Genomic DNA, 24,803 nt, shown 5'->3' with positions numbered 1-24,803 from the left:
ACGATGACGAAATGGTCGCCGAATTCGTGGAGAGCAAAGCCGATCCAGCAGGTTCCTGCCTATCCGGATCTTGCCGCGCTGAAGAACACGGAAGCCCAGCTCGCCACCTTTCCACCGCTGGTTTTTGCAGGTGAGGCACGCAAGCTGAAGAAGCAGCTTGCGACCGTCGCTGCCGGTGACGCATTCCTTCTGCAGGGCGGCGATTGCGCCGAGAGTTTTGCCGAACATGGCGCGGACAACATCCGCGACTTCTTCCGCGTCTTCCTGCAGATGTCCGTGGTGCTGACCTTCGCCGGCGCGCAGCCGGTGGTGAAGGTCGGCCGTGTTGCCGGCCAGTTCGCCAAGCCGCGCTCGTCGGACGCCGAGACCAAGGGCGGCGTGACCCTGCCCAGCTATCGCGGCGACATCATCAACGGCATCGAGTTCGACGCCAAGTCACGCATTCCCGATCCCGCACGCCAGGAGATGGCCTACCGCCAGTCGGCGGCGACGCTCAACCTGTTGCGCGCTTTTGCGCAGGGCGGCTACGCCAGCCTGGAGAACGTGCATCAATGGATGCTCGGCTTCGTGTCCGACAGCCCGCAGGGCGAGAAATACGAGTCGCTCGCCAACCGCATCACCGAGACGATGGACTTCATGAAGGCTGTCGGCATCACCTCGGAGACCAATTACGCGCTGCGCGAGACCGACTTCTACACCAGCCACGAGGCGCTGCTGCTCGGCTACGAGGAGGCGCTGACCCGCGTCGATTCGACCTCGGGCGACTGGTATGCAACCTCCGGCCACATGATCTGGATCGGCGATCGCACCCGCCAGCCCGACCATGCCCATGTCGAATACTGCCGTGGCATCAAGAACCCGCTGGGCCTGAAATGCGGCCCGTCGCTGACGCCGGACGGCTTGTTGCAGCTCATCGACCTGCTCAATCCGGAAAACGAGCCCGGCCGGCTGACGCTGATCGCGCGCTTCGGCTCCGACAAGGTCGCGGAGCATCTGCCGAAGCTGGTGCGCGCAGTGCAGAAGGAAGGCCGCAGCGTGGTGTGGTCGTCGGACCCGATGCATGGCAACACGATCGAGGCCGCCGGCTACAAGACACGGCCGTTCGACCGCATCCTGAAGGAGGTGCAGAGCTTCTTCGAGGTGCATCGCGCCGAAGGCACGCATCCGGGCGGCATCCATATCGAGATGACCGGCAAGAACGTCACCGAATGCACCGGTGGCGCCCGCGCCATCACCGCCGAGGAATTGCAGGACCGCTACCACACCCATTGCGACCCGCGCCTCAACGCCGACCAGGCGATCGAACTGGCGTTCCTGGTCTCGGACCTGCTCAAGAAGACCCACCCGGTTCAGCACAAGCAGGCCGTCAACGGCTGATTTCAGTCACCATCGATCAGATCTTGCCGCGCATCTGGCACGCGCCGGTCTGATCGACGAGTACCGGCTATACATCCACCCGGTCGTGCTTGGCGGCGGCAAGCCGTACTTCCAGTCCGGCCTGTCGCTGACCTTGAAGCCGCTCGGTAAGGAAAGCCTTACCCAGGGCGTGACGCTGCTGCGCTACGCACCCGCCGGCTAGCGCCCGCGCTTCCAGCGCAGTCCGTCGAGCCGGGGATCGGCGGCAAACGCCGTCCTCGAAAACTCGATCCGCCTTTGCGGGAACTCGCAGATCGCCTGCACGCCGAAGGCGCCCAGCCTGATGCGCCAGGTGTGGGGTTCCAGCGGTTTCGGCTTGGCAAAGCCGCTGCATGCCAGCAGCGCCACATTAGCGCCTTTCGGGTCGCGCACGGAGCGATAGCGGATCGCCTCCAGCCCGGCTTCGCGAGCGACATCGGCAATATTTTGGCAGGCCGCATAGTCGGTCGGGTGCGTCCACGCCGCTGCGTCGCGGTCGAGCGGCGGCCGCGCCAGGTCGATCACCTTTGTGCTGCGTATCGCTGCGGCGAAGGCGGTGTATTCGGCGGCGTCGCGTGGCCACGGCGTAGCCGGCGATTCGGCGAAGAACAGCAGGCGGTAAAAAGCCATCTCAGAGACGGCGGTCATAATGGTTTCCGCCGCATAGTAGACGCCCTTGGTCCTGCCGGCGCGGCGGAAGCGCGAACCGTGCGGATAGATCGAGCCGTAGCGGAAGGGCGTTGCCAGGAGATAATGCAGATGCCGGCATTCCAAGGGGATTTGCGGCTTGGTTTCCTCGATCAGGTCTTCGAGGACGGCCTGCTCGTCGAGCGTGTCAACGACTTTCAATGTCGAGACGCGGTGCTGCGCCTCGACCATGCGCCAGTATTTGCCATCGAGCCCATGCTTGCCACCTCGTTTGGCGGCTTCAGACGAGAGCGCGTCGGGAGTCCAGATAGGCGATGACATCGACAAGCCCTGATATCGTCACGATTTTTTCGAGCGGGGTGCCATCGAAGGCCGTGTTGGCATTCTTCAGCCATGCCCGGGCGACGGTCTCGTCGCCGCCGACAATGGCGTCGAGCGAGCGGAACAGGCGGACGAACAGCACGGCAAGCTCGAACGGCTTGGTTCCACGCTCAAGCAGGAATTCCTGCCTGCGCATGCGCGAAACCGTGGCTTCCGAAACCCCGATGATGGAGGCCAGCATCCTGGCGGTAATGTCCAGCAGGTCGGCGGCGCGCAGCGTCGCCTTGGTCAGCACTGCGTTTTCGGCCGTGTTGGCGGCGAGATTGGGTTGCATTGTCGGCAGCGTCTCCTTTCTGATGAAAATATAGCGCACAAAAATTCATATGGAAAGATATTGCTTTAACAATTGGCGGACCGTCGAGAGGCTGTTGGCGCGGCCTGCCGCTTTGTCCAAACCGTGCTGTGCGGAACACGCCCCTCGAATGTCGCATTCGCTTGAGCACGGCCGCTGCAAAACTGGAATCCTGGCAAGGGACGCCGAGGATCACGGCTGCGTCGGGAGGCCCGAGATGGACAACACACATAGCGGCTCTTGCCTGTGCGGGGCTGTCCGGTTCAAGACGCGAGGGGCCTTGCGCGGCGTCATCTACTGCCACTGCTCGCAGTGCCGGAAGCAGAGCGGGCATTTCTACGCTGCAACCAATGTTGCCAATGCAGACATCACGATTATGGGCGCGGAAAGCATCACCTGGTACGAAGCATCTTCGTTTGCCAGGCGCGGTTTCTGCAAGACATGCGGCTCGTTACTGTTCTGGAAGCCGCAGGATGATGAATATGTCTCGGTTCTCGCCGGACTGTTCGACAAGCCCACCGGACTTCAGGGCCAATACCACATCTTCGTCGGCGACAAGGGCGACTACTACACGATCGACGATGGGCTGCCGCAGTTCGAAAAGTCGACGTCATCGATCAAGGTCGCCGATGAGTGACAAGCTCGCCGGCAAATGATTTTTGCGGCGATCGCCTTATTCCCTTGATCCGGCCATTGCGCTATCCCCCTGCCGGTGGTTCGGAAAGGTTTGGCATGCAGCGGCTGATCGATGCTTTCTACAATTCAGTGCGGGCATTTCGCAAATTGGCTTCCAGCGAAAAAGCCTTCCAGCAGGAGCTGATGCTGCTCGTGCTGGCGCTGCCGCTCGGCTGGTTTGTTTCGGTGTCGTGGCGCGGCTATGCGCTGCTGATCGGCGCGGTGCTGCTGCTGATCATGGTCGAAGTGCTGAACACCGGCATCGAGGCCGCATGCGATGCGTTCAGCCGGGAGTTCAACGTCGATATCCAGCTCGCCAAGGACTGCGGTTCGCTGGCGGTGCTGATTTCGGTGGTGATCGTTGCCGGCGTCTGGGGCATCGCCATCATCGAGCGAATCATGGGGCTACCGATCTAGCCATCAAACCCCTACATGCCGGTCACCACAACCTGATCCATGATCTGTTCCGAAACCCGGTATCCACTTTCCGGGATCATGGTCTGAGGAGACCGACATGACCGCCGATTCCCTGCTGCTCGAACGCGCAGGCCTGCCGGACGATTTGCGCTGGCTGGCTGAAAAATACCCGCGCGAGGTCTGGCAGGGCCACGCCAATATCCATGGCATCGCCACTATGTGGCTGCAGCGGCACGACATGTTCCGCGAGCTCGGCGGCATGCTGACCAACGGCACTGACGACTATCGCGAGGGCCGGCTGACGGCGCCGGAGTTCGCGCGCTGGTTCGCGCCGCGGCTCAATCATTTTCTTGGGCACCTCGACGGCCACCATAATGTCGAGGATATCCATTATTTTCCGGTCTTCGCCAAGGCCGAGACCCGGCTGAAGCGCGGCTTCGAGATTCTCGATGCCGATCATCATACGATCCATGAAGGGCTGGAGCGCAATGCCGAGGCGGCAAACGCTTTCATCCGCACGCTAAGCGAGAGCAAGGACAAGCAGCGCTTTGCCGCCGATGCCTATGCCGACGAGAACAGCCGGCTGATCGCCATGCTGACCCGGCATCTTGCCGACGAGGAAGACCTGATCATCCCGCTGATCCTTGATCGCGGCGACCGGGCGCTCAGCATCGACTGATCCTCACGTCTCCTTGCTGCGCTCCTTCTTAGCAATGGTGTGAGCGATGAACCAGGCGAGGATCGCTGCTGCCAGGCCAATCGCCAGGGCGATCAACAATCGCTCGTGACGGACCAACGCCTGGCCGACGATGCGCTCCGCGCCCAGCCCGAACACATAGCCGACGGTGGTGAACAATCCGGCCCAGACCATCGATGAAATGGCGTTGAGAATGACAAAGCGCGTCACGGCAATGCCGGACAATCCGGCCGCGATGCCGCCGACAAGGCGCAGGCCATAGATAAAGCGGTTCGTCAGCACGAAAATGTCGGGATGGGTGGAAACAAGATGATAGGCGTGGCTGAAACCCGGGCGGCGCTTCAGTTTGACCACGAACGGATGGTCGGCGAAGCTTCGTCCGAGGATAAAGAAACAGCTGTCGCCGGCAAAGGCGCCGATGGCGGCCGCCAGGAACGCATGCCACAGGACGAAAACATGCTGATGCGCGAAAAAACCGCCGAGGAGGGCGGCACTTTCGCCCTCGGCGACACAGCCCAGGAAGACGGCAATCAGCCCATATTGCTCGATGAGATTGTGGATGGCATCCGTCATGAAGGCGTCCGCTGCTTCGACAGTATCTCGTCGATCCGCTTCACCTGTTCGGCCAGCTGCGCGATCTCGTCGCGCATGCCAACGATCTGGCTGTGGCGCAGTTCGTCCAGCTTCTCATGCAGCGCCATGATCTCGATCTCGGCCTTGAGATTGACCTCGTAGTCGTGGGCGGCGTCGATGCGGTCGCGCTCGGCCTGGCGGTTCTGCGCCATCATGATCACCGGCGCCTGCAGCGCAGCGACCATCGACAGGATAAGGTTGAGGAAGATGAAGGGATAGGGATCGAAGGCGTCGCGCGACAAAAGCCAGGCATTGCCTGACGTCCACAGGATCAGGAAGGCGATGAAGACCACGATGAAGGACCACGAACCGCCGATCCGGGCGATGGTGTCGGCGAGGCGGTCGCCAAACGTCTGGTGAAAAGCGACGGCCTTGTTGGTGTCCTTCGCGATCGTGGTGCGTTCGAGCGTGCTTTGCAGCACCTGGCTCTCGACCTGGCTGAGGCCATCCGGCCTTCGCCGTAGCCAGCGGTTTGCCAGATCTTCGATCGTCTTGTTCATTGTCGCCTCCGTCGTCAGCGTCCGCATAGACCTAGAGGCTGCCGGTTCGCGCGGGAAGTGGTAGATTGACGCGACAGGGTGAGGAAACAATGATGGATTTTCAGAAAATCCGCGCCCGCGCGGCCAAACGCAAGGGCGGGGAAGCGGTGCTGGCATCGCTGCTGGGGCCGATGCCCGACAATGCCGCGGTGGCTGACATTAGCGATGACCGCATCCTGTCGACGATGGCCGAGCGTGTTTTTGCCGCCGGTTTCGTCTGGCGCGTCATCGAGCAGAAATGGCCGGGTTTCGAACAAGCGTTTCTCGGCTTCGAGCCGAAGCGGCTGTTGTTCCAGCCTGACGATTTCTGGCACGAGCTGACGGCCGACGAGCGCATCGTGCGCAATCCGCAGAAGATCAAGGCGGTTCGCGACAACGCGGCTTTCGTCGAGCTTGTGTCGAAGGAGCACGGCGGCTTTGGCAGGTTCCTCGCCGACTGGCCAGAAGACGACCAGGTTGGACTGATGGCCTATCTCGGCAAGCATGGCAGCCGGCTCGGCGGCAATACCGGCCAGTATTTTTTGAGGTGGCTGGAGTGGGACGCCTTCATCATCTCAGGCGACATGGCGGCCGCACTGCGCGACGCCGGCCTGGACATCGCCGAACACCCGACATCGAAGCGGGATCTCGACAAGATTCAGAACCAGATCAATGCCTGGGCGGCGCAGACCGGGCTGCCGCGCCGGCATATTTCGCGCATCCTGGCGATGTCGATCGGCGAAAACCACTCGCCGCAGGCTCTGCGCGAATATATGGGCGAATAGGACGCGATCGGTATCCGGCGGTCCGATCGGTCTTACGAATGACATGTGTCATACGGTCTGACACGAATGACCTAGGTCATTCGGTCTGGGGTGGTCCAAGCAAACGCCATTGCCCGGCCAATTCTGTCGCGCTAAGTCAGCAGGCATGACCGACAAGACCGCTTCCGACATATTGCGCATCGCCGTCGCCCAGCTCAATCCAACGGTTGGCGATGTCGCCGGCAATCTCGCCAAGGCGCGCGAGGCGAGGGCGGATGCCGCTCGCCAGGGCGCCGACATCGTGCTGTTCACCGAGCTTTTCCTTGCTGGGTATCCGCCCGAAGACCTGGTGCTGAAGCCGGCGTTCCTGAAGGCCTGCGAGCGGGCGGCGCAGGATTTCGCTGGCGATACTGCCGATGGCGGGCCTGGCTTCATTATTGGCACCCCGCTGAAGCGCAAGAGCGGCACGCACAATTCGATCATCTTTGCCGATGGCGGCAAGATCCTTGCCGAGCGCTACAAGCTCGATCTGCCGAACTACGGCGAATTCGACGAGAAGCGCGTCTTCCAGGCCGGCCCAGAAATCCAGGGGCCGGTCAATTTCCGCGGCGTACGCCTGGGAATTCCGATCTGCGAAGACATCTGGGGCGATGTCGGCGTCTGCGAGACGCTGGCCGAAAGCGGCGCGGAAATCCTGCTGGTGCCGAACGGCTCGCCCTATTATCGCGGCAAGGTCGATGTCCGCCACCAGGTCGTCATCCGCCAGGTCATCGAATGCGGGTTGCCGATCATCTACGCCAACCAGCTTGGCGGCCAGGACGAGCTGATCTTCGACGGCGCGTCGTTTGCCATAGGTTCCGACAAGACGCTGGCCTTCCAGATGAGCCAGTTCGAGGAAACGGTCAACGTCACCACCTGGAAGCGCAACCGCGCCGCCGCAGGCGCGCAAAATAGAAATAACGCCGCCGCAGGCGCGCAAAATGGAAATGGTCCTGATGGCTGGGTCTGCTCCGAAGGACCGATGTCAAAAATCCCGGAAAAGGAGGAGGCCGATTACCGCGCCTGCATGCTGGGCCTGCGCGACTACGTCAACAAGAACGGTTTTAGGAATGTCGTGCTCGGTCTTTCCGGCGGCATCGATTCGGCGATCTGCGCAGCACTTGCCGTCGATGCGCTCGGCGAGGAGCGGCTGCGCGCCGTAATGATGCCCTACCGCTACACCTCGAAGGACTCGCTCAAAGACGCCGAGGATTGCGCCCGCGCGCTCGGCTGCCGTTACGACATCGTGCCGATCTTCGAGCCGGTCGAGGGATTCCTGCATACGCTGACGCAGCTTTTCGAGGGCACCAAGGAAGGCATCACCGAAGAAAACCTGCAGAGCCGCGCGCGCGGCACCATTTTGATGGCGATCTCCAACAAGTTCGGCTCGATGGTGGTCACCACCGGCAACAAGAGCGAGATGTCGGTCGGCTATGCCACGCTCTACGGCGACATGAATGGCGGCTTTAACCCGATAAAAGACCTCTACAAGATGCAGGTCTATGCGCTGGCGCGCTGGCGCAATACGCATGTGCCGCCGGGTGCGCTGGGCCCTTCCGGCGAGGTGATCCCGAACAACATCATCGACAAGGCGCCGTCGGCGGAACTGCGTGAGAACCAGACGGATCAGGATTCGCTGCCGCCCTATCCGGTGCTGGACGACATATTGGAGTGTCTGGTCGAGAACGAGATGGGTGTCGACGAGATCGTCGCCCGCGGCCACGACCGGGCAACGGTGACGCGCATCGAGCACCTGCTCTACATTGCCGAATACAAGCGCCGGCAGGCAGCGCCGGGCGTGAAGATCACCAAAAAGAATTTCGGCCGCGACCGCCGTTATCCCATCACCAACCGGTTCAGGGACGGCGGATAGATCGCCGTTTTTTGCTGCTGTGAAATGGTTGCGGCCGCACGATCAGTGGCACAGCCATGTCGACCTCATTCCGGGCCGCCTGACCGTGGAAATCATACAACCCGCGATTGTTGCAAAATCGCCTCACCAGTTGGACCAGATGCGCTTCAGCAACCTGCTGGCTTGGCGCAGCGTTGGCGCGTCTCTATAAAGGCGTCTCCGCGATCCCTACGCATCGGCCTGAAAATCGGAATCGATTTTCAGAAAGCACGATGCGCAGATTCAAGAAGTTAGAGCGTACTTTGTGCGTCCGAATAGACGCACGTCGCTCTAATGGGAGGACCGAATGCCAGGATTTCACATCGTTATGCGAGGCCGCGAAGCCTAGGTCTCAGAGGGCGCGCCGGAAGGTTTTTCAGCTTCACGGCCAGGCAATCTGACAGCAGGCATTCGTCGATGCCGGTCGCCGCCCGTATTCGGGCGAGCCGCCAATATGCCGAACCTTCCGCATTCCCGGGCACTAACGCGCCCAACGCGGTTTTCTCAATTTCGACCTTACCGGGACCGGGCTCGTTTGCGCCCGATTGACATCATGGCTCGTTTTCAGATCGATTTGCGCGCCGGCGCCTTTCGCAGCGTCCTTGGCTTCACGCTTAGTCATTGGCGGCGCCAGCCGTGGCGGCTTTCGCTCATCATGGGCACATTCCTGCTGTCGACCTTGGCCGACGTGCTGACGCCGCTCTATTCCGGCCGGCTGGTCGACGCCGTCGCCAGCAGTGCTGCGGCCGACGACGTCGCCTGGAACGCGGCGATGGCGGCCTTTTCGATGCTGGTGGCGCTGGCGCTCACCGGTGTCGTGCTGCGCAACCTCGCCTTCATGGCCATCGTCGAACTGACCCTGAAGATGATGGCGGATATCGCCGCCGACGCCTTCCACCGCGTCCAGCGCTTCTCCACCGATTGGCACGCCAACAGCTTCGCCGGATCGACCGTGCGCAAGATAACCCGTGGCATGTGGGCGCTCGACCTGCTCAACGACACGATCCTGATCGCACTGCTGCCGTCCGTCGTCATGCTCGTCGGCTCGACGCTGCTGCTCGGCTGGTTCTGGCCGCTGATGGGTGCTGTCGTCGCCGCAGGCTCGGTGCTGTTCATCGCGGTGACGGCGCTGCTGTCGCTTGGCTTTGTCGCGCCCGCGGCAAGGCTTGCCAATGCTTGGGACACGCGCCTGGGCGGCTCGCTGGCCGATGCGGTGAGCTGCAATGCCGTGGTCAAGGGTTTTGGCGCCGAGGAACGCGAGGAAACGCGCCTCGCCAAGGTCGTCGCCAGATGGCGCGCCCGCACGCGCCGCACCTGGGTGCGCGGCACCATCAACGGCACCACGCAAGGATCGATGCTGCTGCTTCTGCGAACAGCGGTGGTCGGATTTTCGCTGCTTTTGTGGTCGTGGGGGCAGGCGAGCGCCGGCGATGTCACCTTCGTGCTGACCTCGTTCTTCGTGCTGCAAGGCTATCTGCGCGATATCGGCACCCATATCCGCAATCTGCAGCGCTCGGTCAACGACATGGAGGAACTGGTCGACTTCCAGTCCGAGCCGCTCGGCATCGAGGATGTGCCCGGCGCCAGGCCGATCCGCATCACCGACGGCCGCATCAGCTTCGATAACGTCACCTTCCATTACGGCAGCCACCGACTGCCGCTCTATCGCGACTTTTCGGTGGACATCGCGCCGGGGGAACGTGTCGGGCTGGTCGGCCATTCGGGCTCGGGCAAGACGACCTTCGTCAAGCTGATCCAGCGGCTTTACGACGTGAACGCGGGAACGATCCTGATCGACGGCCAGGATATCTCCGTGGTGGCGCAGGCGTCGCTGCGCGGGCAGATCGCTATCGTCCAGCAGGAGCCGATCCTGTTCCACCGGTCGCTGGCCGAAAACATCGCCTATGCCCGGCCGAGCGCGACGCAGGCCGAGATCGAGCGTGCCGCACGGCTGGCAAGCGCGCACGACTTCATCGTCGATCTGCCGAAAGGCTATGGCACGCTGGTCGGCGAGCGCGGCGTGAAACAATCGGGCGGCGAGCGTCAGCGGGTGGCGATCGCGAGGGCTTTCCTCGCCGATGCGCGGATCCTCATTCTGGACGAGGCGACTTCGAGCCTCGATTCGGAATCGGAGGTGCTGATCCAGCAGGCGATGGAGCGGTTGATGGTCGGCCGCACGACGCTGGTCATCGCGCACCGGCTTTCGACGGTGCGAGCGCTTGACAGGCTTCTGGTGTTCGATCGCGGCCGCATCGTCGAGGAGGGCTCGCATGATCAGCTGATCCGGCTGCAAGACGGCATCTACCGCCGGCTGTTCGAGCGCCAGGCGCTCGAATTGACCAAGGGGCTGGCGATCTGACGACTTGCAGCGCCGCGCGCGTCCAACAACTTTGAATCTGCGCATCGTGCTTTCCGCAATCGGTTCCGATTTTCGGGCCGATGCGCTAAACGCGCGGCGCTGCCGCCTTTTCATCGCCTTCGTCATGTCTTATGTCTGCGGCCAAGCGCGGGGGCGTGTCTTGTCAACAGCAAAACCATCCGGTACGCCCCATTCATGACAGTTACCGTCCGTTTCGCCCCATCACCCACCGGCCGCATTCATATCGGCAATGCGCGCACTGCGCTGTTCAACTGGCTGTTCGCCATGAACAACAAGGGCCGCTTCATCCAGCGCTTCGACGACACCGACGTCGCGCGCTCGACGCAGGAATTCTCCGACGCCATCCTCTACGACCTGCATTGGCTTGGCATCTTTCCGGACGCCACGGAATACCAGTCACGGCGCTTCGAGTTCTACGATGCTGCGGTGGAGAAATTGAAGGCGGCGCGCCTTCTCTATGCTTGCTACGAAACACCGGAAGAGCTCGATCTCAGGCGAAAGGTGCGCCGCACGCGCGGCTTGCCGCCGGTCTACGGCCGCGAGGCGCTGACGCTGACGGCTGAGCAGGTCGCCGAATACCAGGGGGATGGCCGCCGGCCGCATTGGCGCTTTCTCCTGCCCAACTTCACCAGCGACCCGTTACAGCCGGAGCGCACCGAAATCCACTGGAACGATCTGGTACGGGGCGAGGAAACCGTCGACCTCGCCTCGCTTTCTGACCCGGTTCTGATGCGCGAGGACGGCACCTATCTCTATACTCTGCCTTCGGTGGTCGACGACATCGAGATGGGGATCAGCCATGTCCTCCGCGGCGACGACCATGTCACCAATACCGGTGTGCAGTTGGCCTTGTTCCAGGCGCTGGGTGCCGAGCCGCCGGTGTTCGGCCACCACAATCTGTTGACCACCGCATCGGGCGAGGGCCTGTCGAAGCGGAGCGGCGGGCTGTCCATCGAAAGCCTGCGCGAGACCGGCATCGAGCCGATGGCGGTCGCCTCGCTGGCGGTGCTCGTCGGCACCTCGGAAAACGTCGTCGCGGTGCAGACGATGGCTGAGCTTGCCGAGCGCTTCGATCCGGCGGCGACATCGAAATCCCCGGCCAAATTCGATCCGGACGAGCTTTTCGTGCTCAATCGCACGCTGCTGCACCATATGCCGTTTTCCGAGGCGCGCGACCGGCTGATCGTGCTCGGCATTTCCGGCGAACAGGCGGAGCCCTTCTGGCTGGCGGTGCGCGGCAATCTCGACAGGCTGGCCGATGCAGCAATCTGGTGGCGCACACTTCGCGACGGCCCGCAGGAGCAGCCGGACTTTTCCGACCCCGACCGCGAGTTCCTTCGCCAGGCGTTCGACCTTTTGCCGGAAGACCCCTGGAACGGGTCGGTCTGGATGGAGTGGACCGGCAGGATCAGGGAAGCAACCGGCCGCAAGGGCAAAGCGCTGTTCACGCCGCTCAGGCTGGCGCTTACGGGCCAGCCCTCGGGGCCGGAGCTTGCAGATCTGTTGCCGCTGCTGGGTCGGGAAGGAACGTTGGCCCGACGACCCTGACCTTGCGCTGCTCCGGCGGCGGCAAGGTCGTCGGCGAGGGTTTTGCGGCACGGGGCTCGATGGCTTCGCGATCGAGCCGGCCTTCGCCATTGGCCAAACTCGCGGGGTCGGCGGGGTCAGGCTGTTCCGGGCCTGGCGGGTTGCCGGCAATGATCTCGAAATTTCGCGCGGCGTTGCAGCCGCAGGCCGGCGGACGCGCGGGCTGCTTGTAGAGATAGGCGGTCGGCAGCTCGCTGTAGGGCCTGCCGGTTACCGAAGACGTCATGCCGCCCGAGTCGTCGCCAAAGCCGCGCGCATAAAACACCTGCATCTCGGTGCCGGGGCAACTCGAATCGCAGTTCTTCTGGTCGCGCTCGAAATCGCCCAGCGAGGCGGCGTTCGACATCGGGAAGAAATAGCCGTCGCAGGTGCGCACGCACATGGTGCGGAATTCGCCGTGCGGCTGGCCTATGTCGTCGGCATTATCGAGCATGGTGCGGATGTCGCGCGGACCCATGGCTTGATCGGGCTCTTCAGGCCGGTCGGACGCGCCGGGTCCAATTGCGTCGCTGCCCAAAAGCTGGTCGAGCAAGTTTTTCTCGCCGGTTCCACGGCTGTCGTCGCGGCCCGGTGCCGGCTTTGGCGGCGCCGCATCATCGCGGCAGCCATTGGCGTCGAGCGAAGCCAATATGCGTGCGCGATTGCGGTGCGAGCCGTCGCCGGCGAGTTCAGCGCGCGTGGCTTGCAAGCCGTCGAGATTGGCTGCCATGCGATCGATGGTGGCGTCGAGTGTGGCGCATGCGTTGGCGTTGCGGCGCGACAGCGAAAAGCCGCAGCCGGCGCGGCTGGATTGGCTGACGGCCTTTGAAATCTGCTGGCGCTGCCGCACGATTGCATCGTCATATTTCCTGAGCAGGGCTGGCTTGGTGCCGCCACCGCGCGAAGCGGCCGCGAGATCGGCTTCCAGCTGCCGGCAAACACCGGAGGCGGCCTGCAGTTCGGTGGCGGCAAAGGCTGATAGCGCCAGGGCACCGAGCAGCGCTGCGGCACGCGTCAGTTTTAGCGGTTTCTCGCCCCGGGCGTTGGTGCTGCCCCTCACCTGCCTGCCGGCATCCTCTCCCAGTATAGGGACGGGGAGAGGGGCGCTTTTGTCACCGGTTTCGCCAATCACCAGCGTCGCAGTAAGGGAGCCGAGACTGCGGCCAGCCCCCTTCTCCCCGTTACCATACGGGGAGAAGTACCCGGTCCACCCTCCGCAGCTGCAGCGCAGCTGCTGCGGAGGACGGCCAGGGGGTTGAGCGGCGGTGCCGCCTTTGACAGTTGATGCGGCGGCATGCGTCAGCTTCCACCTCGCGCCCATCCGGAACTCCGCTTGCCTCGTCGGTTGCGAAGGTTACCGCGTCTGCGGTTAACTGTTCATTTAGCTTACCGCGAAAGGCCGGCTTCGCCCAGAGTTACGACCGCCTGCGCCTTGTGGGCCGCTTCGACCACCGCGAGCGCCGTCATGTTGACGACGCCGCGTGACGTCACCGACGGCGTCAATATATGCGCCGGCCTGTCGGTGCCGAGCAGGATCGGGCCGACATGCAGCGCGTCCATCATCGCGCGCAGCGCAGTGAGCGTGATGTTGGCCGAATCGAGATTGGGGAAGACCAGCAGATTGGCTTCGCCCTTCAGCCGCGAATGCGGATAGACCCGCTGGCGCAGCGGCTCCGACAGAGCCGAGTCGGCATGCATCTCGCCGTCGCATTGCAGGTCCGGCGCGATGCGCGCCAGGATCGCCGCTGCCTGCCGCATCTTGAGCGCGCTTGGCGAGTCGCGTGAGCCGAAATCCGAATGCGACAGCAGGGCGGCCTTTGGCTCGATGCCGAAGCGCTGGATTTCCTCGGCCGCCAGCACCGTCATCTCGGCGATCTCCTCGGCGGTCGGATCGACGGTGACATGGGTGTCGGTGAGGAAAATGATGCCGCGCTGCGAGATCAGCATCGAAAGCGTCGACAGGTCGTGATCCTTGATGCCGGCGCGCGGGCCGATGATCAGGGTGACATTGCGCAAATGCCGCTCGAAACGTCCTTCCAGGCCGCAGACCATGGCGTCGGCGTCGCCACGCTTGAGGGCAAGTGCGGCGATCACCGTGTTGTCGGTGCGCACCATGGTGCGCGCGGCCTCCGTCGTGACGCCACGCCGGCCGGCGAGTTCGATCAAAAGGTCGACATAGTGGCGATAACGCGGATCGTCCTCGGGATTGATCAGGCCGAAATCGACGCCCGGCTTGATGCGCAGCCCGTAGCGTTTCAGCCTGACTTCGATGACATGCGGGCGGCCGATCAGGATCGGCTCGGCGATGCCTTCCTCCAGCACCACCTGGGCGGCGCGCAGCACGCGCTCGTCCTCGCCGTCGGCATAGATGACGCGCTTGGCGCTCGACGTCTTGGCCATCGTGAACACCGGCTTCATGACCAAGCCGGAGCGGAAGACGAAGCGGTTGAGCGTGTCGATATAGGCGGCAAAGTCGGTGATCGGCCGTGTCGCGACGCCGGTGTCGCAGGCGGCCTTGGCCACCGCCGGCGCGATGCGCAGGATCAGCCTGGGATCGAACGGCGAGGGGATCAGGAAATCGGGCCCGAAGATCGGCGTTTCGCCGGAATAGGCGCGGGCGGCGACGTCAGACGGTTCCTCGCGGGCAAGGGCTGCGATCGCCCGCACCGCAGCCATCTTCATCTCTTCGTTGATGGCGCTGGCGCCGCAGTCCAGGGCGCCACGGAAAATGTAAGGAAAGCAGAGTACGTTGTTGACCTGGTTGGGAAAATCGGAACGGCCGGTGCAGATCATCGCGTCGGGTCGCGCCGCCCGTGCCGCTTCCGGCATGATCTCGGGGTTGGGGTTGGCCAAGGCCAGGATCAGTGGTTTTGGCGCCATGTGCTGGAGCAATTCCGGTTTCAGCACGCCGGCGGCCGAAAGGCCCAGGAACACGTCGGCGCCCGGCAGCACATCGGCCAGCGTGCGCGCCTCGGTGTCCTTCACATAGGGGTCCTTCCAGCGGTCCATTTCGTCGACGCGGCCCTTGTAGGCGACGCCGAAACGGTCGGTGACCCAGATGTTTTCGATGCGCGCGCCGAGCAAAACCAGCAAGTTGAGGCAGGCGAGGGCCGCTGCCCCGGCGCCGGAGGTGACGATCTTGATGTCGGAGATCGTCTTGCCGGCAAATTCCAGCCCGTTGAGCACCGCGGCGGCGACGATGATCGCAGTGCCGTGCTGGTCGTCGTGGAAGACCGGTATGGCCATGCGCGCCTTCAGCCGTTCCTCGACCTCAAAACATTCGGGCGCCTTGATGTCCTCGAGGTTGATGCCGCCGAAGGTCGGCTCCAGCGCCGAGATCGTCTCGACCATCCGCTCGATGTCAGGCGCGTCGATCTCGATGTCGAAGACGTCGATGCCGGCGAATTTCTTGAACAGCACCGCCTTGCCTTCCATCACCGGCTTGGAGGCCAGCGGGCCGATATTGCCCAAGCCGAGCACCGCCGTACCGTTGGAGACGACACCAACCAGATTGGCGCGCGCCGTGTAGTCGGCGGCGGCTGCCGGATTGTCGCGGATTTCCAGACAGGGCGCCGCGACGCCCGGCGAATAGGCAAGCGCCAGATCGCGCTGGTTGCCGAGCGGTTTTGTTGCCTGGATTTCAAGCTTTCCAGGGCGTGGATGCTTGTGGAAATAAAGTGCGGCTTCGTCGAGGTCCGACCGGGCTGCTTTTTTGTTTTCGCCTTGCATGCCGGCCGCTCCTCAGTTCAGTCCGTTTGCTGTTTTGAGTCTCTTAGCATGCAGCCGAGGCTTTTCGAGAGGTGATATGTCGCAAAGTGCGGCCTTTGGGTTCGCATAGCGTCCCGCTGCGTTGTCCCATTGAAATGCTGGACGCGGGGCGGCGCGCTGCGGCGAGCCACGCCGACATCCCAGTTTGAATGTCTGCAACGGGTGGAAAACGACCTTCACGCGCGAGCCGCATCGAATACGAGCGCGCTTCTGTTCGCTTGGGCGGAGGAGAAAATTCTACGTCTTGACCGACGTGCCGAGTTTTCACACGCCCTCGGTCGTGAGCTGCCGGAGCGACATCACCCCGCGGCCCAACAATGTCAGCGCTAGATCTTTTCGATGAGGGTGACGACTGGCAGGCTCTCGAAATGCTTGTCGCAAGTCAGGAGCGTCGCGTCATGGGCCCGAGCGGTCGCGAAAATGATCGCATCTGCGGTCGCCAATTTGTGCTTCCGGCAGGCTTCGGCGGCCGCTAGGGCGATTTCCGTGTCAAGCGGGACCACCGTACAGACCTGCGTAAAGGCGATGGTCTGATCGGCTTTGTCTTCGCCTACTTCGCGAGTGAGCCATTTTGCGAGTTCCAACTGCACAATGGTCGGAACGAGCCAGTCGGCTCGCTCGGGCAGATGCTCTGCCACCTGCTCTCCAGTCGGAGAGGCTATCAGCCATTCGATCCAGGCGGAGGTATCGACGAGCACCATCAGAAACGGTCCGACCGGTCGCGATATTCCGTCGCCGAAGCGCCCTTCGCCAGCCCCTTCAGCGCTTCCCGCTTCGGCACAGGGACGAGTAGCACGCCCGTTCCCTTCGGGATGAAGGCCAAGGTCAAACCCGCTTCCCAATGCTGGGCGGTCCGGATCGCCTTGGGGATCGATATCTGGAACTTCGAGGACAGGGTTGCAGTCTCCGGCATTATCATACCCTCACTTGATCGATCCGCCAAACGTAAGACGCAATGAGGGCCGATGCAAGGAGCTTACGGCAGCCGTCTAGTCTCGGATTTCGAGACAGGGCACCGCCACGCCGGGCGAATAGGCGAGCGCCTGGTCGCGCTGGTTGCCGAGCGGCTTTGTCGCCTGGATTTCAAGCTTTCCAGGGCGTGGATGCTTGTGGAAATAGAGGGCGGCTTCGTCGAGGTTTAGCATGCAGCGCAGGTTTTTCACGATGCCAAATGACGCAACCGCCATTGGGGGGAAGGATCGTGGAAAACCATACCATGTCAGATTGTTGCGCTGAAATCCTCACCTGCCTTGTCGCGGCCGGCGCGGATGTCATCGCGGCCGGGCGTGTCCAGTCGCGGGCGGTCAACTCACGTCTGAACGAGCCTCAAGCAGTTTCCAGACGCTATCGACAATCGCCGGCCGTGGCCGCCGTTTCGCGATCACCGCAAGTGGCCAGGCGGGCAGCGATACGTCTGCGATCGCTGCATAGCGGACGCCCTGAAACACAAGGCGCTGGGTCGATCGTGGCAGCAGCCCGGTCGCGGACAAGGCTCAGTGGCGCGATCCCGCGGTGGCCGCGGCCTATGGTGATGCGGCACTCGCCTCCGACGAGACGGCGTCGACGCGCCAGCCGCCGAGTTTCCGGTCACCGAGCGGCGCCATGGCCGACAGCTTCGAACTCGCGTTCGATCGCCGGCAATGGTCGGCGGCGCTCACCATGCCGGTGCTCGTCATCCGTTCCGGACGGGATTTCTGGAGCCGACCGGAGGATGCGAAGGCAATTGAGGACGAAGCACCAAAAGCGGAACGCCTGAACATCCCGGACGCTACCCACTTCGTGCATCTCGACCGCGAGGCCGCAGGGCGCGGTGTGTTCCTCGGCGCCGTGAAGCGGTTTCTCGATCGGCAGGAGGAATGACCATGAAGGGCAGTTCATGTGTCCTGCGGGAGCCGTAGCCGCAACGGTCGACCGCCTCCGGGCTTTGCGGCTACCGTCCACCCGACAGCTACTCACTGCGCGGTTGCGGGGCTACGCCTATCTCCGCCGCGCCACATCTCGACTCCCCCGTCTCCGCCATTTCCCTGCGCGTACAAACGTCAGACTTCACTGGGCCGGCGCCGTTTCCTTGGATGTACATGCTTTTTTGTCATCGATGAACGCACCCATCGCGGCGAGGTGGTCGGCGAAGCCGGCAACGAACCGCCTAACCTTCAACGGAATGAAGCGGTTCGATGGATAGACCGCATGCACATGGTGCGGCGCATAGTGCCAGTCCGGCAGCACATGTTCGAGCAAGCCTTCGGCGATGAGCGGATCGAGTGTCACCCTGTGCCCGAGGCCGATGCCGACGCCGGACAGCAACGCTTGATGATTGAGCAGCGAATTGTCGGAGCGCATGGCCGGCCGGATTCGCACCTCGGCCTTTTCGCCGCCCGGGCCGGTGAGGGGCACGACATCGCGCTTCCTGATGTGGGCGTAAAGCAGATAATCATGTTCGGCGAGATCTTCCGGGCGTCGCGGCCGGCCCCTGCGGTCGAGATACTCTGGCGTTGCCGCAAGGCAGCGCCCGATCACCCCGAGCTTGCGCACGATCAGCCGGTCGTCATCGATGGTCCCCATACGGATCGCCACGTCGAGCCCCTCTGCGATCACATCGACGAAACTGTCGGTCAGCGCCACGTCGAGCAACAGTTCCGGATAGGCGCGCTTGAACTCGATCAGATAGCTGCCAAGCACGCCGGCGCCGAAGCTGGCCGGCGCGCCGACGGCAAGACGTCCGCACATCTTCGATTCGAGGCAGCCGACGCTGCGGTCCGCCTCCTCGATGCGCTCAATGATGTCGCGGGCGCGCTCCAGATAACGCCGGCCGGCTTCCGTCGGCGAAACATGGCGGGTCGTACGGTCAAAGAGCCGGACGCCTAGACGCGTTTCCAGTGCACGGATCTGCTGGCTGACGGCCGGCTGGCTCAAGCCCAACTCGCGCGCTGCCGCCGAGAAGCTGGCGGTATCGCAGGCGCGTACGAAGCTGGTCAGCTCGGTCAAGCGGTCCATGATGGCAACTCTCCGTCGTGATTAATAAACAAGAGTAATAAGACATATAAGGAATTGGCAAGTTCAAAAAGCTGAGCCTATGGCATAGACCCGCCTTGCTCCGCCTGGAGCTCTAGATCCCCAAACTGGAGACGATGCAATGCCGCTTTCCCGCCGTCATTTTCTCGCCGGTGCCGGCCTAACCGGCGGCACTCTCCTAGCCAATGTCTCCGTTCCGGCGGTGGCCCGCGCGCCGCTGGTCGACGCCGCAACCCTTGGCGCGCTGCGCCGCAACGTGGGATCGGTCCAGGTTACGGCGCTACTAGATGGCTATATCGACCTTGGTTCCGAGCTGGTCATCGGGCTCGCTGAGGCCGATGCGGAGCGGCTGGCTGAGGCCAGCTTCCAGAAGCCCGGACCGCGCCGCGCACCGGTCAATGCCTATCTTATCAATCTGGGCGACCGTCTGGTGCTCGTCGACGCCGGTACGTCGGACAGCATGGGCCCGTCACTCGGCCGACTTCCGGCCGCTATCGAGGCGGTCGGCGTCTCTCCGGACCAGATCGATACATTGCTGATTACCCACATGCATCCCGACCATATCAACGGCGTTCTAACTCCCGCCGGCCAGGCGCTGTTTCCCAATGCCGAGCTCGTCGTCACCGCTGCCGATTACGCCTTCTGGCATGACGACGCGAACATGAACCAGGCGCCGGATGGGGCAAGGCAGTTCTTCATCGGCGCCCGCCAGGCCGCCGCCGCCTATGCGAACCGCGTGCGGCAGGTGGACGGCGAGCGCGAGGCGGTCGGCGCGATCCGCACCGTGCCGCTGCCCGGCCACACTCCGGGCCATGCCGGCTTCATCGTGGAATCGGACGGCGAGGCGCTGTTCATCTGGGGCGATGTCGTGCACATGGCGACCTACCAGTTCGCGCGCCCGGACTGGAGCATCGCCTTCGATGTCGATTCCAAGCTGGCTGCCGAAACGCGCAAGCGGACGCTCGACCGGGTCGCTGCCGACCGGATGCTGATCGCCGGCATGCATTTGCCGTTCCCCGGCATCGGCCATGTGGCGCGCGATGGCGACGCCTATCGCTTCGTGCCGGACGAATGGCCCTATGCACTGTAGCGGCGGCCAGCGCAGGATGGGTGCCATCATAGCCCCGCTGCTCAACACCACACCCGGCCCCTCGCCAGCGCAGCCGATGTCTTTGAGACTTCGGACGATAAATCGGCTCCTTATGGTCTGGCACGGCACCTGCAACGCCTGCGTTCAGAGCCGTCACTTCCTGACAAGAACGGCCGAGATGGATCGCCTCCCGGCGTTCCCAGCGGGTACCAAGCGTTAGGTACTAAAACGCGCTGACGTAGAGGCCGCCATCGCCCAGTTTGATGTCTGCAACGGGTGCAGCCTGCGGAATGCTGTCATTCGTCTCGTCGATTGGGAACGAGAAAGTGGCGCCAGCAGATGCCTCACCCAGGGTTATAAATATTCGCGGACAAACACGCCCGCGCTGTGAAGAGTGCGGCGACCGGCACTCAATCCTGCATTCCAAACCGGCCAAGCGTGAATCATATACGGCCAAATTTCGAGACGTACTTTGACGTCAGCCGCGCCAGCGGCTTCCGCGAGCCGAGTTGCGTCCGACAACAGCGCCTCGGCCGAACCGACTTGTATCAGCATTGGGGGAAATCCGCTCAGATCGGCGAACAACGGCGAGATCAGGGGATCGCGCCGACCAACGCCATGGGGAACATAGGCGGTGGCCAGTTCCTCCAAATACGCCCGGTGGATGATAGGGTCGATTGCGTCCTTAGTTGATAGTGTCGCGCCGGCCATCGAAAGGTCCGTCCAGGGCGAGACCAGCCAAAGACATCGCGGCAACCGCTCCCCTGCCGCGCACAATATATTGACCAAGCACAGGGTGAGGTTGCCGCCCGCACTGTCTCCGCCAACCACGATGCGGTCCGGCGCGATCCCTTGCCGGCTCAGAAAGCGCCATGCGGTGAGTGCGTCTTCATGTTGCGCAGGGAAAGGATGTTCCGGTGCGCGTCGATAGTCGATCGCGAGGGTGCGCATTCCCATTGCTCGACCTGCCTCGGTGACCATTCGACGATGACTTTGGAGAGAGCCGGAGCAGTAGCCACCACCGTGGAAGAAGAGCAGAACCTTATCCCTGTCACTCTCAGGCGCTAGCGACCACTCTCCCCCAAGGCCGTCGAGAACCGCATCCTCGCATCGGATGTCGTCCGCAATCGGCCACACCGAACCAACCTCGTCGAGCCGCGCCCGGCGTTCGCCCCAGTCCACCGGTCGTGGCTTTGACGTCAACAACCTGCGGACGGCGTTGATCTCCGTCAGATCGAGGTGTTCGTCCACATCGCTCATTTTGCTTCCCTAGCCTCATCAAACCGGCGGACAGCAACAGCCAAACGTCATCCATAAAGTGCCAATGCCAGCGCTTGGGGAATTTCGTTAGAATCGCGCCAGGGCCCGTAAACCCGCTCGTCATCTTTTAGCACTGCCCCCGCTATGGTCGAATATTTCCATCTGATATTTGGCCGCTTCGGGTCCATGAGCGCTGGTTGCGTTCAATGTCCGGTTTCGGGAAGGAAAATCGGTTCCGGAAGGTCGCGTTTGGGTCAACTTGCGCCGCAGAGCGAGCAAATCCGGATGCCTGGAACAGGTCGACAACAGCGCCTTTGTTAGCGCAACACGGTCAGGATCACGCCCATTGCCATCATGCTGACCAAGCGATAGCCGGCATTGATCGCATAATAGCGCAGAGGCCGGTGCTCATAGGTCACCGAATGCAGCAGCGTGACAGCGACGAAGCCGAGCCAGAGCAGGAAAGTGCAGAGGACGGTCGAGACGATCGTCAGCGCGCCCCAGGCGTGAAGTACCTGATCGAGGATAAACGCCATGACCGCAAACGAGGCAAGGTCGACCGCAATCGCCCGCCGCAGGCCGGCGGCGAATTTCGCGCCGTCGACGCCCGACATCTCTGCCCACGGTCGGATAAAGAGCAGCGGCGAATACCAAAGCCCAGCGACAGCCCAGGCTGCGAGTACCGCAGTTCCGATCCCCCAGAGGTTTATCGGCACAAACTCGATCATGCTGCTCCTCCTTCCAGCCTACCGATTCAATGATCTGGCGGTTATATTGGGTATAGCTTACTATATCCAATATGAATGACAGTTCAAAGACCCGCAGGCGCTACGACGCACGGCTGCGGTCGGAGCGCGCTTCCGGCACGCGTCAACGCATTCTCGATGTGGCGAAAGAGCTTTTTACTGCGCGCGGAGTGGAAAAGGTCACGATTAATGACATCTCATCAGCCGCCGGTGTTTCGGCACCGACCGTCTATGCCCTGTTCCAGTCGAAGACCGGCATTCTAAGAGCCGTGGTCGACCGTTCCTTCTTCGGCCCGCGCTATGCGGAGATAGCTAAGCAGGCCGAGAACGCGAGAGACCCCGAGGAAATTCTGCGTATTACTGCCTCGATCTCTCGGGTCATCCTTGATGCTGAACGTGAGGAGATCGGCCTTATGCGAGGCGTCTCGGCCCTGTCTCCCGAGCTGAAGGCGATCGAGACGGAGTTGGAGACCGTCCGCTTCAAGCTCCAGGAAGCGCGTGCCAACCTTCTCGTCGCATCCGTCACTGTCGCGCGCCAACTCGGCTTAGCCCGCGTGCGCGACATCCTATGGATGTATACCGGCCGCGACGTATATCGCATGCTCGTGTTGGAGCGGGGTTGGTCTTCGGACGAATATGAAAGCTGGCTCGCCGAGACGCTGATCAAGACGCTGATGGGGCGAGACTAGTCGCACTCTCATCAGAGCGTGGAGGCGGATCAGGGGCGGCCGCAGCAAGCCTCGGGATCCGTCGTGAAAGACGGTCGGAAAAACATCCTTTTTCTCGCCGCTCCCAGCCGCTATCAACCCTGGATTCTGCCACTAGAACGCACTGACGTAGAGGCCGCCATCCACCGGTATGTTCTGCCCGGTCAGGTAGCCGGCGTGAACCGAGCACAGGAAGGCGCAAATCTGGCCGAATTCCTCCGGCGTGCCGAGCCGCTTGGCCGGAATGTTGACTGCTGCCTGGGCCTTGCGTGCGGCGGCAGCAGCCGGATCTTCCGGTGTGCCGGCTTCATGCGGGGGACGCAGCCGGTCGGTGTCGAGCTTGCCCGGCAGCATGTTGTTGATCGTCACATTGCGGTCGATCACCGTCCGCGCGACGCCGGCCAGTAACGAGGTCAGGCCGGCGCGCGCGCCCGACGACAGATCGAGGCCGGGAATGGGAACATAGACCGACAGCGAGGTGATGTTGACAATGCGGCCGAAGCCGCGCTCGGCCATGCCGTCGATCACAGCCTGAACCAGCTCGACAGGGGTCACCATGTTCTGGGTGACGCCTTCGAGGATCTTTTCGCGGTCGAGCTCGCGGAAATCGCGAAGCGGCGGTCCGCCATTGTTGTTGACGAGGATATCGGGATCGGGACAGGCGGCAAGCAGCGCCTTCTGCACCTCGGGCTTCGACACATCGCCGACGATCTCGGTCACCTCAACGCCGAATCTTTCGCGCAGTTCGGCGGCGGTCTTGGCCAGTTGGTCGGAGTTGCGCCCGTTGACGACCAGATCACAGCCCGCTTCGGCCAGCGCCATGGCGCAACCGCGCCCAAGGCCTTTGCTCGAAGCACAGACGATGGCCTTTTTTCCGCGAATACCGAGATCCATGGCGATTTCTCCTCTGATTTGGGTCGCAACCTACTCTTGCGGCTGGACCAATCGCAACCGTCATACGGTTGTTGCATGAATCGAGGCATAGCCTGTTCGGAAGCAACGGTGAGAATCCAATGCCTGGCGCAGAGCCCCGCACATTCCGCAGCATGTTCATCTCCGACGTCCATCTCGGATCGAAGGCGGCGAAGGCCGAGTTCCTGATCGATTTCCTGCGCCATCACGACGCCGATATCATCTATCTCGTCGGCGACATCGTCGACGGCTGGCGGCTCAGACGGAACTGGCACTGGCCGCAAAGCCACAATGACGTCGTCCAGAAATTGCTGCGCAAGGCGCGCAAGGGCGCCAGCATCACCTACATCGCCGGCAATCACGACGAATTCGCGCGCCAGTTCCAGGGCGTGCATTTCGGCGGCATCGTCGTCGCCGACCGCGTCGTCCACGAGACTGCCAACGGCAAACGCTTTCTCGTCATCCATGGCGACCAGTTCGACACCGTCGTCCACAATGCGCGCTGGTTGGCCTATCTCGGCGACTACGCCTATGATGCGGCGATGCTGGTCAACCGCGTGGTGACGCGGCTTCGCCAGCTGCTTGGCCTGCCTTACTGGTCGTTTTCGTCCTGGGCCAAGGTCAACGTCAAGAAGGCGGTGAATTTCATCGGCTCGTTCCAGACCATGCTGACCGAGGAAGCGCGCCGCTCGCATGTCGACGGCGTGATCTGCGGCCACATCCACCATGCCGCGATCGAAAATTATGGGGACGTGCAATACATCAACACCGGTGACTGGGTGGAGAGCTGCACCGCAGTGGTCGAGCATTTCGACGGCCAGATGGAGATCCTGCACTGGGCGCACGTCCTGCCGGAGGCTCCGGTCGGCGGCGAAGTGCTGGTGCCGATCGACATCGTCGCCATCAAGGGCAGGGCAGTCCAGGCTGCCTGACGCGATGATGCGTTCATGCATGTCGCGCAAAAGCATGCCCTCGGGCCTGACACGAGGGTGTGCAGCGGTTTTGCGATAAC

The 24,803-nt window shown here is 62.7% G+C and carries 25 protein-coding genes and 1 pseudogene; 13 read left to right on the top strand and 13 right to left on the bottom strand.

Going from position 1 to position 24,803, the window contains the following annotated elements; all coding sequences use genetic code 11:
- Window positions 1-3: 3 nt before the first annotated feature.
- Window positions 4-1,377, top strand: a complete 1,374-nt coding sequence (locus tag AC0L2M_RS15940) for a class II 3-deoxy-7-phosphoheptulonate synthase (protein WP_473535320.1) — start codon at window positions 4-6, stop codon at window positions 1,375-1,377.
- Window positions 1,268-1,579, top strand: coding sequence for a dihydrofolate reductase family protein (locus tag AC0L2M_RS15935; protein ID WP_473535368.1), 312 nt, complete (start codon window positions 1,268-1,270; stop codon window positions 1,577-1,579). The genes AC0L2M_RS15940 and AC0L2M_RS15935 overlap by 110 nt, the downstream gene beginning before the upstream one ends.
- Here AC0L2M_RS15935 and AC0L2M_RS15930 read toward each other — a convergent pair.
- Window positions 1,576-2,364 carry an RES family NAD+ phosphorylase gene (locus AC0L2M_RS15930; RefSeq protein ID WP_473535319.1) on the bottom strand — a complete coding sequence of 263 codons (789 nt, stop codon included), beginning with the start codon at window positions 2,362-2,364 and terminating at the stop codon, window positions 1,576-1,578. The two genes, AC0L2M_RS15935 and AC0L2M_RS15930, sit on opposite strands and share 4 nt — an antisense overlap.
- Entirely contained in the window at window positions 2,324-2,698 is a 375-nt protein-coding gene (locus AC0L2M_RS15925) for an MbcA/ParS/Xre antitoxin family protein (RefSeq protein WP_091593990.1), read from the bottom strand. Before AC0L2M_RS15925 ends, AC0L2M_RS15930 begins: the two co-directional genes overlap by 41 nt.
- Before the next feature lie 235 nt (window positions 2,699-2,933).
- On the opposite strand from AC0L2M_RS15925, the gene AC0L2M_RS15920 reads away from it, so the two are divergent.
- From AC0L2M_RS15920 to AC0L2M_RS15910, 3 genes are all read left to right on the top strand, one after another.
- The gene (locus AC0L2M_RS15920) at window positions 2,934-3,353 is read left to right on the top strand and encodes a GFA family protein (RefSeq protein ID WP_473535318.1); all 420 of its coding nucleotides are present in this window, start codon (window positions 2,934-2,936) and stop codon (window positions 3,351-3,353) included.
- 95 nt (window positions 3,354-3,448) lie between these two features.
- On the top strand, window positions 3,449-3,808 hold the full coding sequence (locus tag AC0L2M_RS15915) for a diacylglycerol kinase (RefSeq protein ID WP_091593617.1): 360 nt from the start codon (window positions 3,449-3,451) through the stop codon (window positions 3,806-3,808).
- A gap of 97 nt (window positions 3,809-3,905) precedes the next feature.
- Entirely contained in the window at window positions 3,906-4,487 is a 582-nt protein-coding gene (locus AC0L2M_RS15910; RefSeq protein ID WP_473535317.1) for a hemerythrin domain-containing protein, read from the top strand.
- 3 nt (window positions 4,488-4,490) lie between these two features.
- Here AC0L2M_RS15910 and AC0L2M_RS15905 read toward each other — a convergent pair whose 3' ends face one another.
- Window positions 4,491-5,078, bottom strand: a complete 588-nt coding sequence (locus tag AC0L2M_RS15905) for a DedA family protein (RefSeq protein ID WP_473535316.1) — start codon at window positions 5,076-5,078, stop codon at window positions 4,491-4,493.
- Complete coding sequence (locus tag AC0L2M_RS15900; RefSeq protein WP_473535315.1) at window positions 5,075-5,638, bottom strand: DUF1003 domain-containing protein; 564 nt, start codon at window positions 5,636-5,638, stop codon at window positions 5,075-5,077. Before AC0L2M_RS15900 ends, AC0L2M_RS15905 begins: the two co-directional genes overlap by 4 nt.
- Window positions 5,639-5,727: 89 nt before the next feature.
- Between AC0L2M_RS15900 and AC0L2M_RS15895 the strand changes: the two genes are divergently transcribed.
- From AC0L2M_RS15895 to gltX, 4 genes are all read left to right on the top strand, one after another.
- Complete coding sequence (locus AC0L2M_RS15895) at window positions 5,728-6,441, top strand: DNA-3-methyladenine glycosylase I (protein WP_473535314.1); 714 nt, start codon at window positions 5,728-5,730, stop codon at window positions 6,439-6,441.
- A gap of 145 nt (window positions 6,442-6,586) precedes the next feature.
- On the top strand, window positions 6,587-8,332 hold the full coding sequence (locus AC0L2M_RS15890) for an NAD+ synthase (RefSeq protein WP_473535313.1): 1,746 nt from the start codon (window positions 6,587-6,589) through the stop codon (window positions 8,330-8,332).
- A gap of 571 nt (window positions 8,333-8,903) precedes the next feature.
- Window positions 8,904-10,709 carry an ABC transporter ATP-binding protein gene (locus tag AC0L2M_RS15885; RefSeq protein ID WP_473535312.1) on the top strand — a complete coding sequence of 602 codons (1,806 nt, stop codon included), beginning with the start codon at window positions 8,904-8,906 and terminating at the stop codon, window positions 10,707-10,709.
- Between the two features lie 195 nt (window positions 10,710-10,904).
- Window positions 10,905-12,278, top strand: coding sequence for a glutamate--tRNA ligase (gene gltX / locus AC0L2M_RS15880; RefSeq protein WP_473535311.1), 1,374 nt, complete (start codon window positions 10,905-10,907; stop codon window positions 12,276-12,278).
- Here the strand turns inward: gltX and AC0L2M_RS15875 are convergent.
- From AC0L2M_RS15875 to AC0L2M_RS15855, 5 genes are all read right to left on the bottom strand, one after another.
- On the bottom strand, window positions 12,196-13,356 hold the full coding sequence (locus tag AC0L2M_RS15875; protein WP_473535310.1) for a DUF2865 domain-containing protein: 1,161 nt from the start codon (window positions 13,354-13,356) through the stop codon (window positions 12,196-12,198). The genes gltX and AC0L2M_RS15875 overlap by 83 nt on opposite strands.
- Before the next feature lie 326 nt (window positions 13,357-13,682).
- Complete coding sequence (locus AC0L2M_RS15870) at window positions 13,683-16,025, bottom strand: NADP-dependent malic enzyme (RefSeq protein ID WP_236374289.1); 2,343 nt, start codon at window positions 16,023-16,025, stop codon at window positions 13,683-13,685.
- A gap of 365 nt (window positions 16,026-16,390) precedes the next feature.
- Window positions 16,391-16,765, bottom strand: coding sequence for a type II toxin-antitoxin system VapC family toxin (locus AC0L2M_RS15865; RefSeq protein ID WP_287343043.1), 375 nt, complete (start codon window positions 16,763-16,765; stop codon window positions 16,391-16,393).
- Window positions 16,765-16,983 (bottom strand): AbrB/MazE/SpoVT family DNA-binding domain-containing protein, encoded by a 219-nt coding sequence (locus tag AC0L2M_RS15860; protein WP_268929459.1) that lies wholly within the window; start codon window positions 16,981-16,983, stop codon window positions 16,765-16,767. The genes AC0L2M_RS15865 and AC0L2M_RS15860 overlap by 1 nt, the downstream gene beginning before the upstream one ends.
- A 70-nt stretch (window positions 16,984-17,053) precedes the next feature.
- Window positions 17,054-17,251 carry a hypothetical protein gene (locus AC0L2M_RS15855; protein ID WP_473535371.1) on the bottom strand — a complete coding sequence of 66 codons (198 nt, stop codon included), beginning with the start codon at window positions 17,249-17,251 and terminating at the stop codon, window positions 17,054-17,056.
- 283 nt (window positions 17,252-17,534) lie between these two features.
- Here AC0L2M_RS15855 and AC0L2M_RS15850 point away from each other — a divergent pair.
- A pseudogene (locus tag AC0L2M_RS15850) lies at window positions 17,535-17,924 on the top strand (alpha/beta fold hydrolase); the annotation flags it as partial.
- A gap of 186 nt (window positions 17,925-18,110) precedes the next feature.
- Here AC0L2M_RS15850 and AC0L2M_RS15845 read toward each other — a convergent pair.
- Window positions 18,111-19,058 carry a LysR family transcriptional regulator gene (locus AC0L2M_RS15845; protein WP_473535309.1) on the bottom strand — a complete coding sequence of 316 codons (948 nt, stop codon included), beginning with the start codon at window positions 19,056-19,058 and terminating at the stop codon, window positions 18,111-18,113.
- 139 nt (window positions 19,059-19,197) lie between these two features.
- On the opposite strand from AC0L2M_RS15845, the gene AC0L2M_RS15840 reads away from it, so the two are divergent.
- Window positions 19,198-20,166: an MBL fold metallo-hydrolase gene (locus AC0L2M_RS15840; RefSeq protein ID WP_473535308.1), complete on the top strand. Its 969-nt coding sequence runs from the start codon at window positions 19,198-19,200 to the stop codon at window positions 20,164-20,166.
- Window positions 20,167-20,520: 354 nt separating this feature from the next.
- On the opposite strand, the gene AC0L2M_RS15835 is transcribed toward AC0L2M_RS15840, so the two are convergent.
- Complete coding sequence (locus tag AC0L2M_RS15835; protein WP_027155121.1) at window positions 20,521-21,426, bottom strand: alpha/beta hydrolase; 906 nt, start codon at window positions 21,424-21,426, stop codon at window positions 20,521-20,523.
- 317 nt (window positions 21,427-21,743) lie between these two features.
- Window positions 21,744-22,154: a DUF1761 domain-containing protein gene (locus AC0L2M_RS15830; RefSeq protein ID WP_287175236.1), complete on the bottom strand. Its 411-nt coding sequence runs from the start codon at window positions 22,152-22,154 to the stop codon at window positions 21,744-21,746.
- A gap of 158 nt (window positions 22,155-22,312) precedes the next feature.
- Here AC0L2M_RS15830 and AC0L2M_RS15825 point away from each other — a divergent pair, with 158 nt between their 5' ends.
- On the top strand, window positions 22,313-22,861 hold the full coding sequence (locus tag AC0L2M_RS15825; RefSeq protein WP_287289736.1) for a TetR/AcrR family transcriptional regulator: 549 nt from the start codon (window positions 22,313-22,315) through the stop codon (window positions 22,859-22,861).
- Window positions 22,862-22,993: 132 nt separating this feature from the next.
- On the opposite strand, the gene AC0L2M_RS15820 is transcribed toward AC0L2M_RS15825, so the two are convergent.
- Window positions 22,994-23,773 (bottom strand): SDR family oxidoreductase, encoded by a 780-nt coding sequence (locus AC0L2M_RS15820; protein ID WP_473535307.1) that lies wholly within the window; start codon window positions 23,771-23,773, stop codon window positions 22,994-22,996.
- Window positions 23,774-23,892: 119 nt separating this feature from the next.
- Here AC0L2M_RS15820 and AC0L2M_RS15815 point away from each other — a divergent pair, with 119 nt between their 5' ends.
- Window positions 23,893-24,723 (top strand): UDP-2,3-diacylglucosamine diphosphatase, encoded by an 831-nt coding sequence (locus tag AC0L2M_RS15815; protein WP_473535306.1) that lies wholly within the window; start codon window positions 23,893-23,895, stop codon window positions 24,721-24,723.
- Window positions 24,724-24,803: the final 80 nt, after the last annotated feature.

The organism is Mesorhizobium sp. WSM4806, assembly GCF_055811635.1.
The sequence above is the reverse complement of the archived record's forward strand: the minus strand, read 5'-3'. Positions and strand labels throughout refer to the sequence as shown.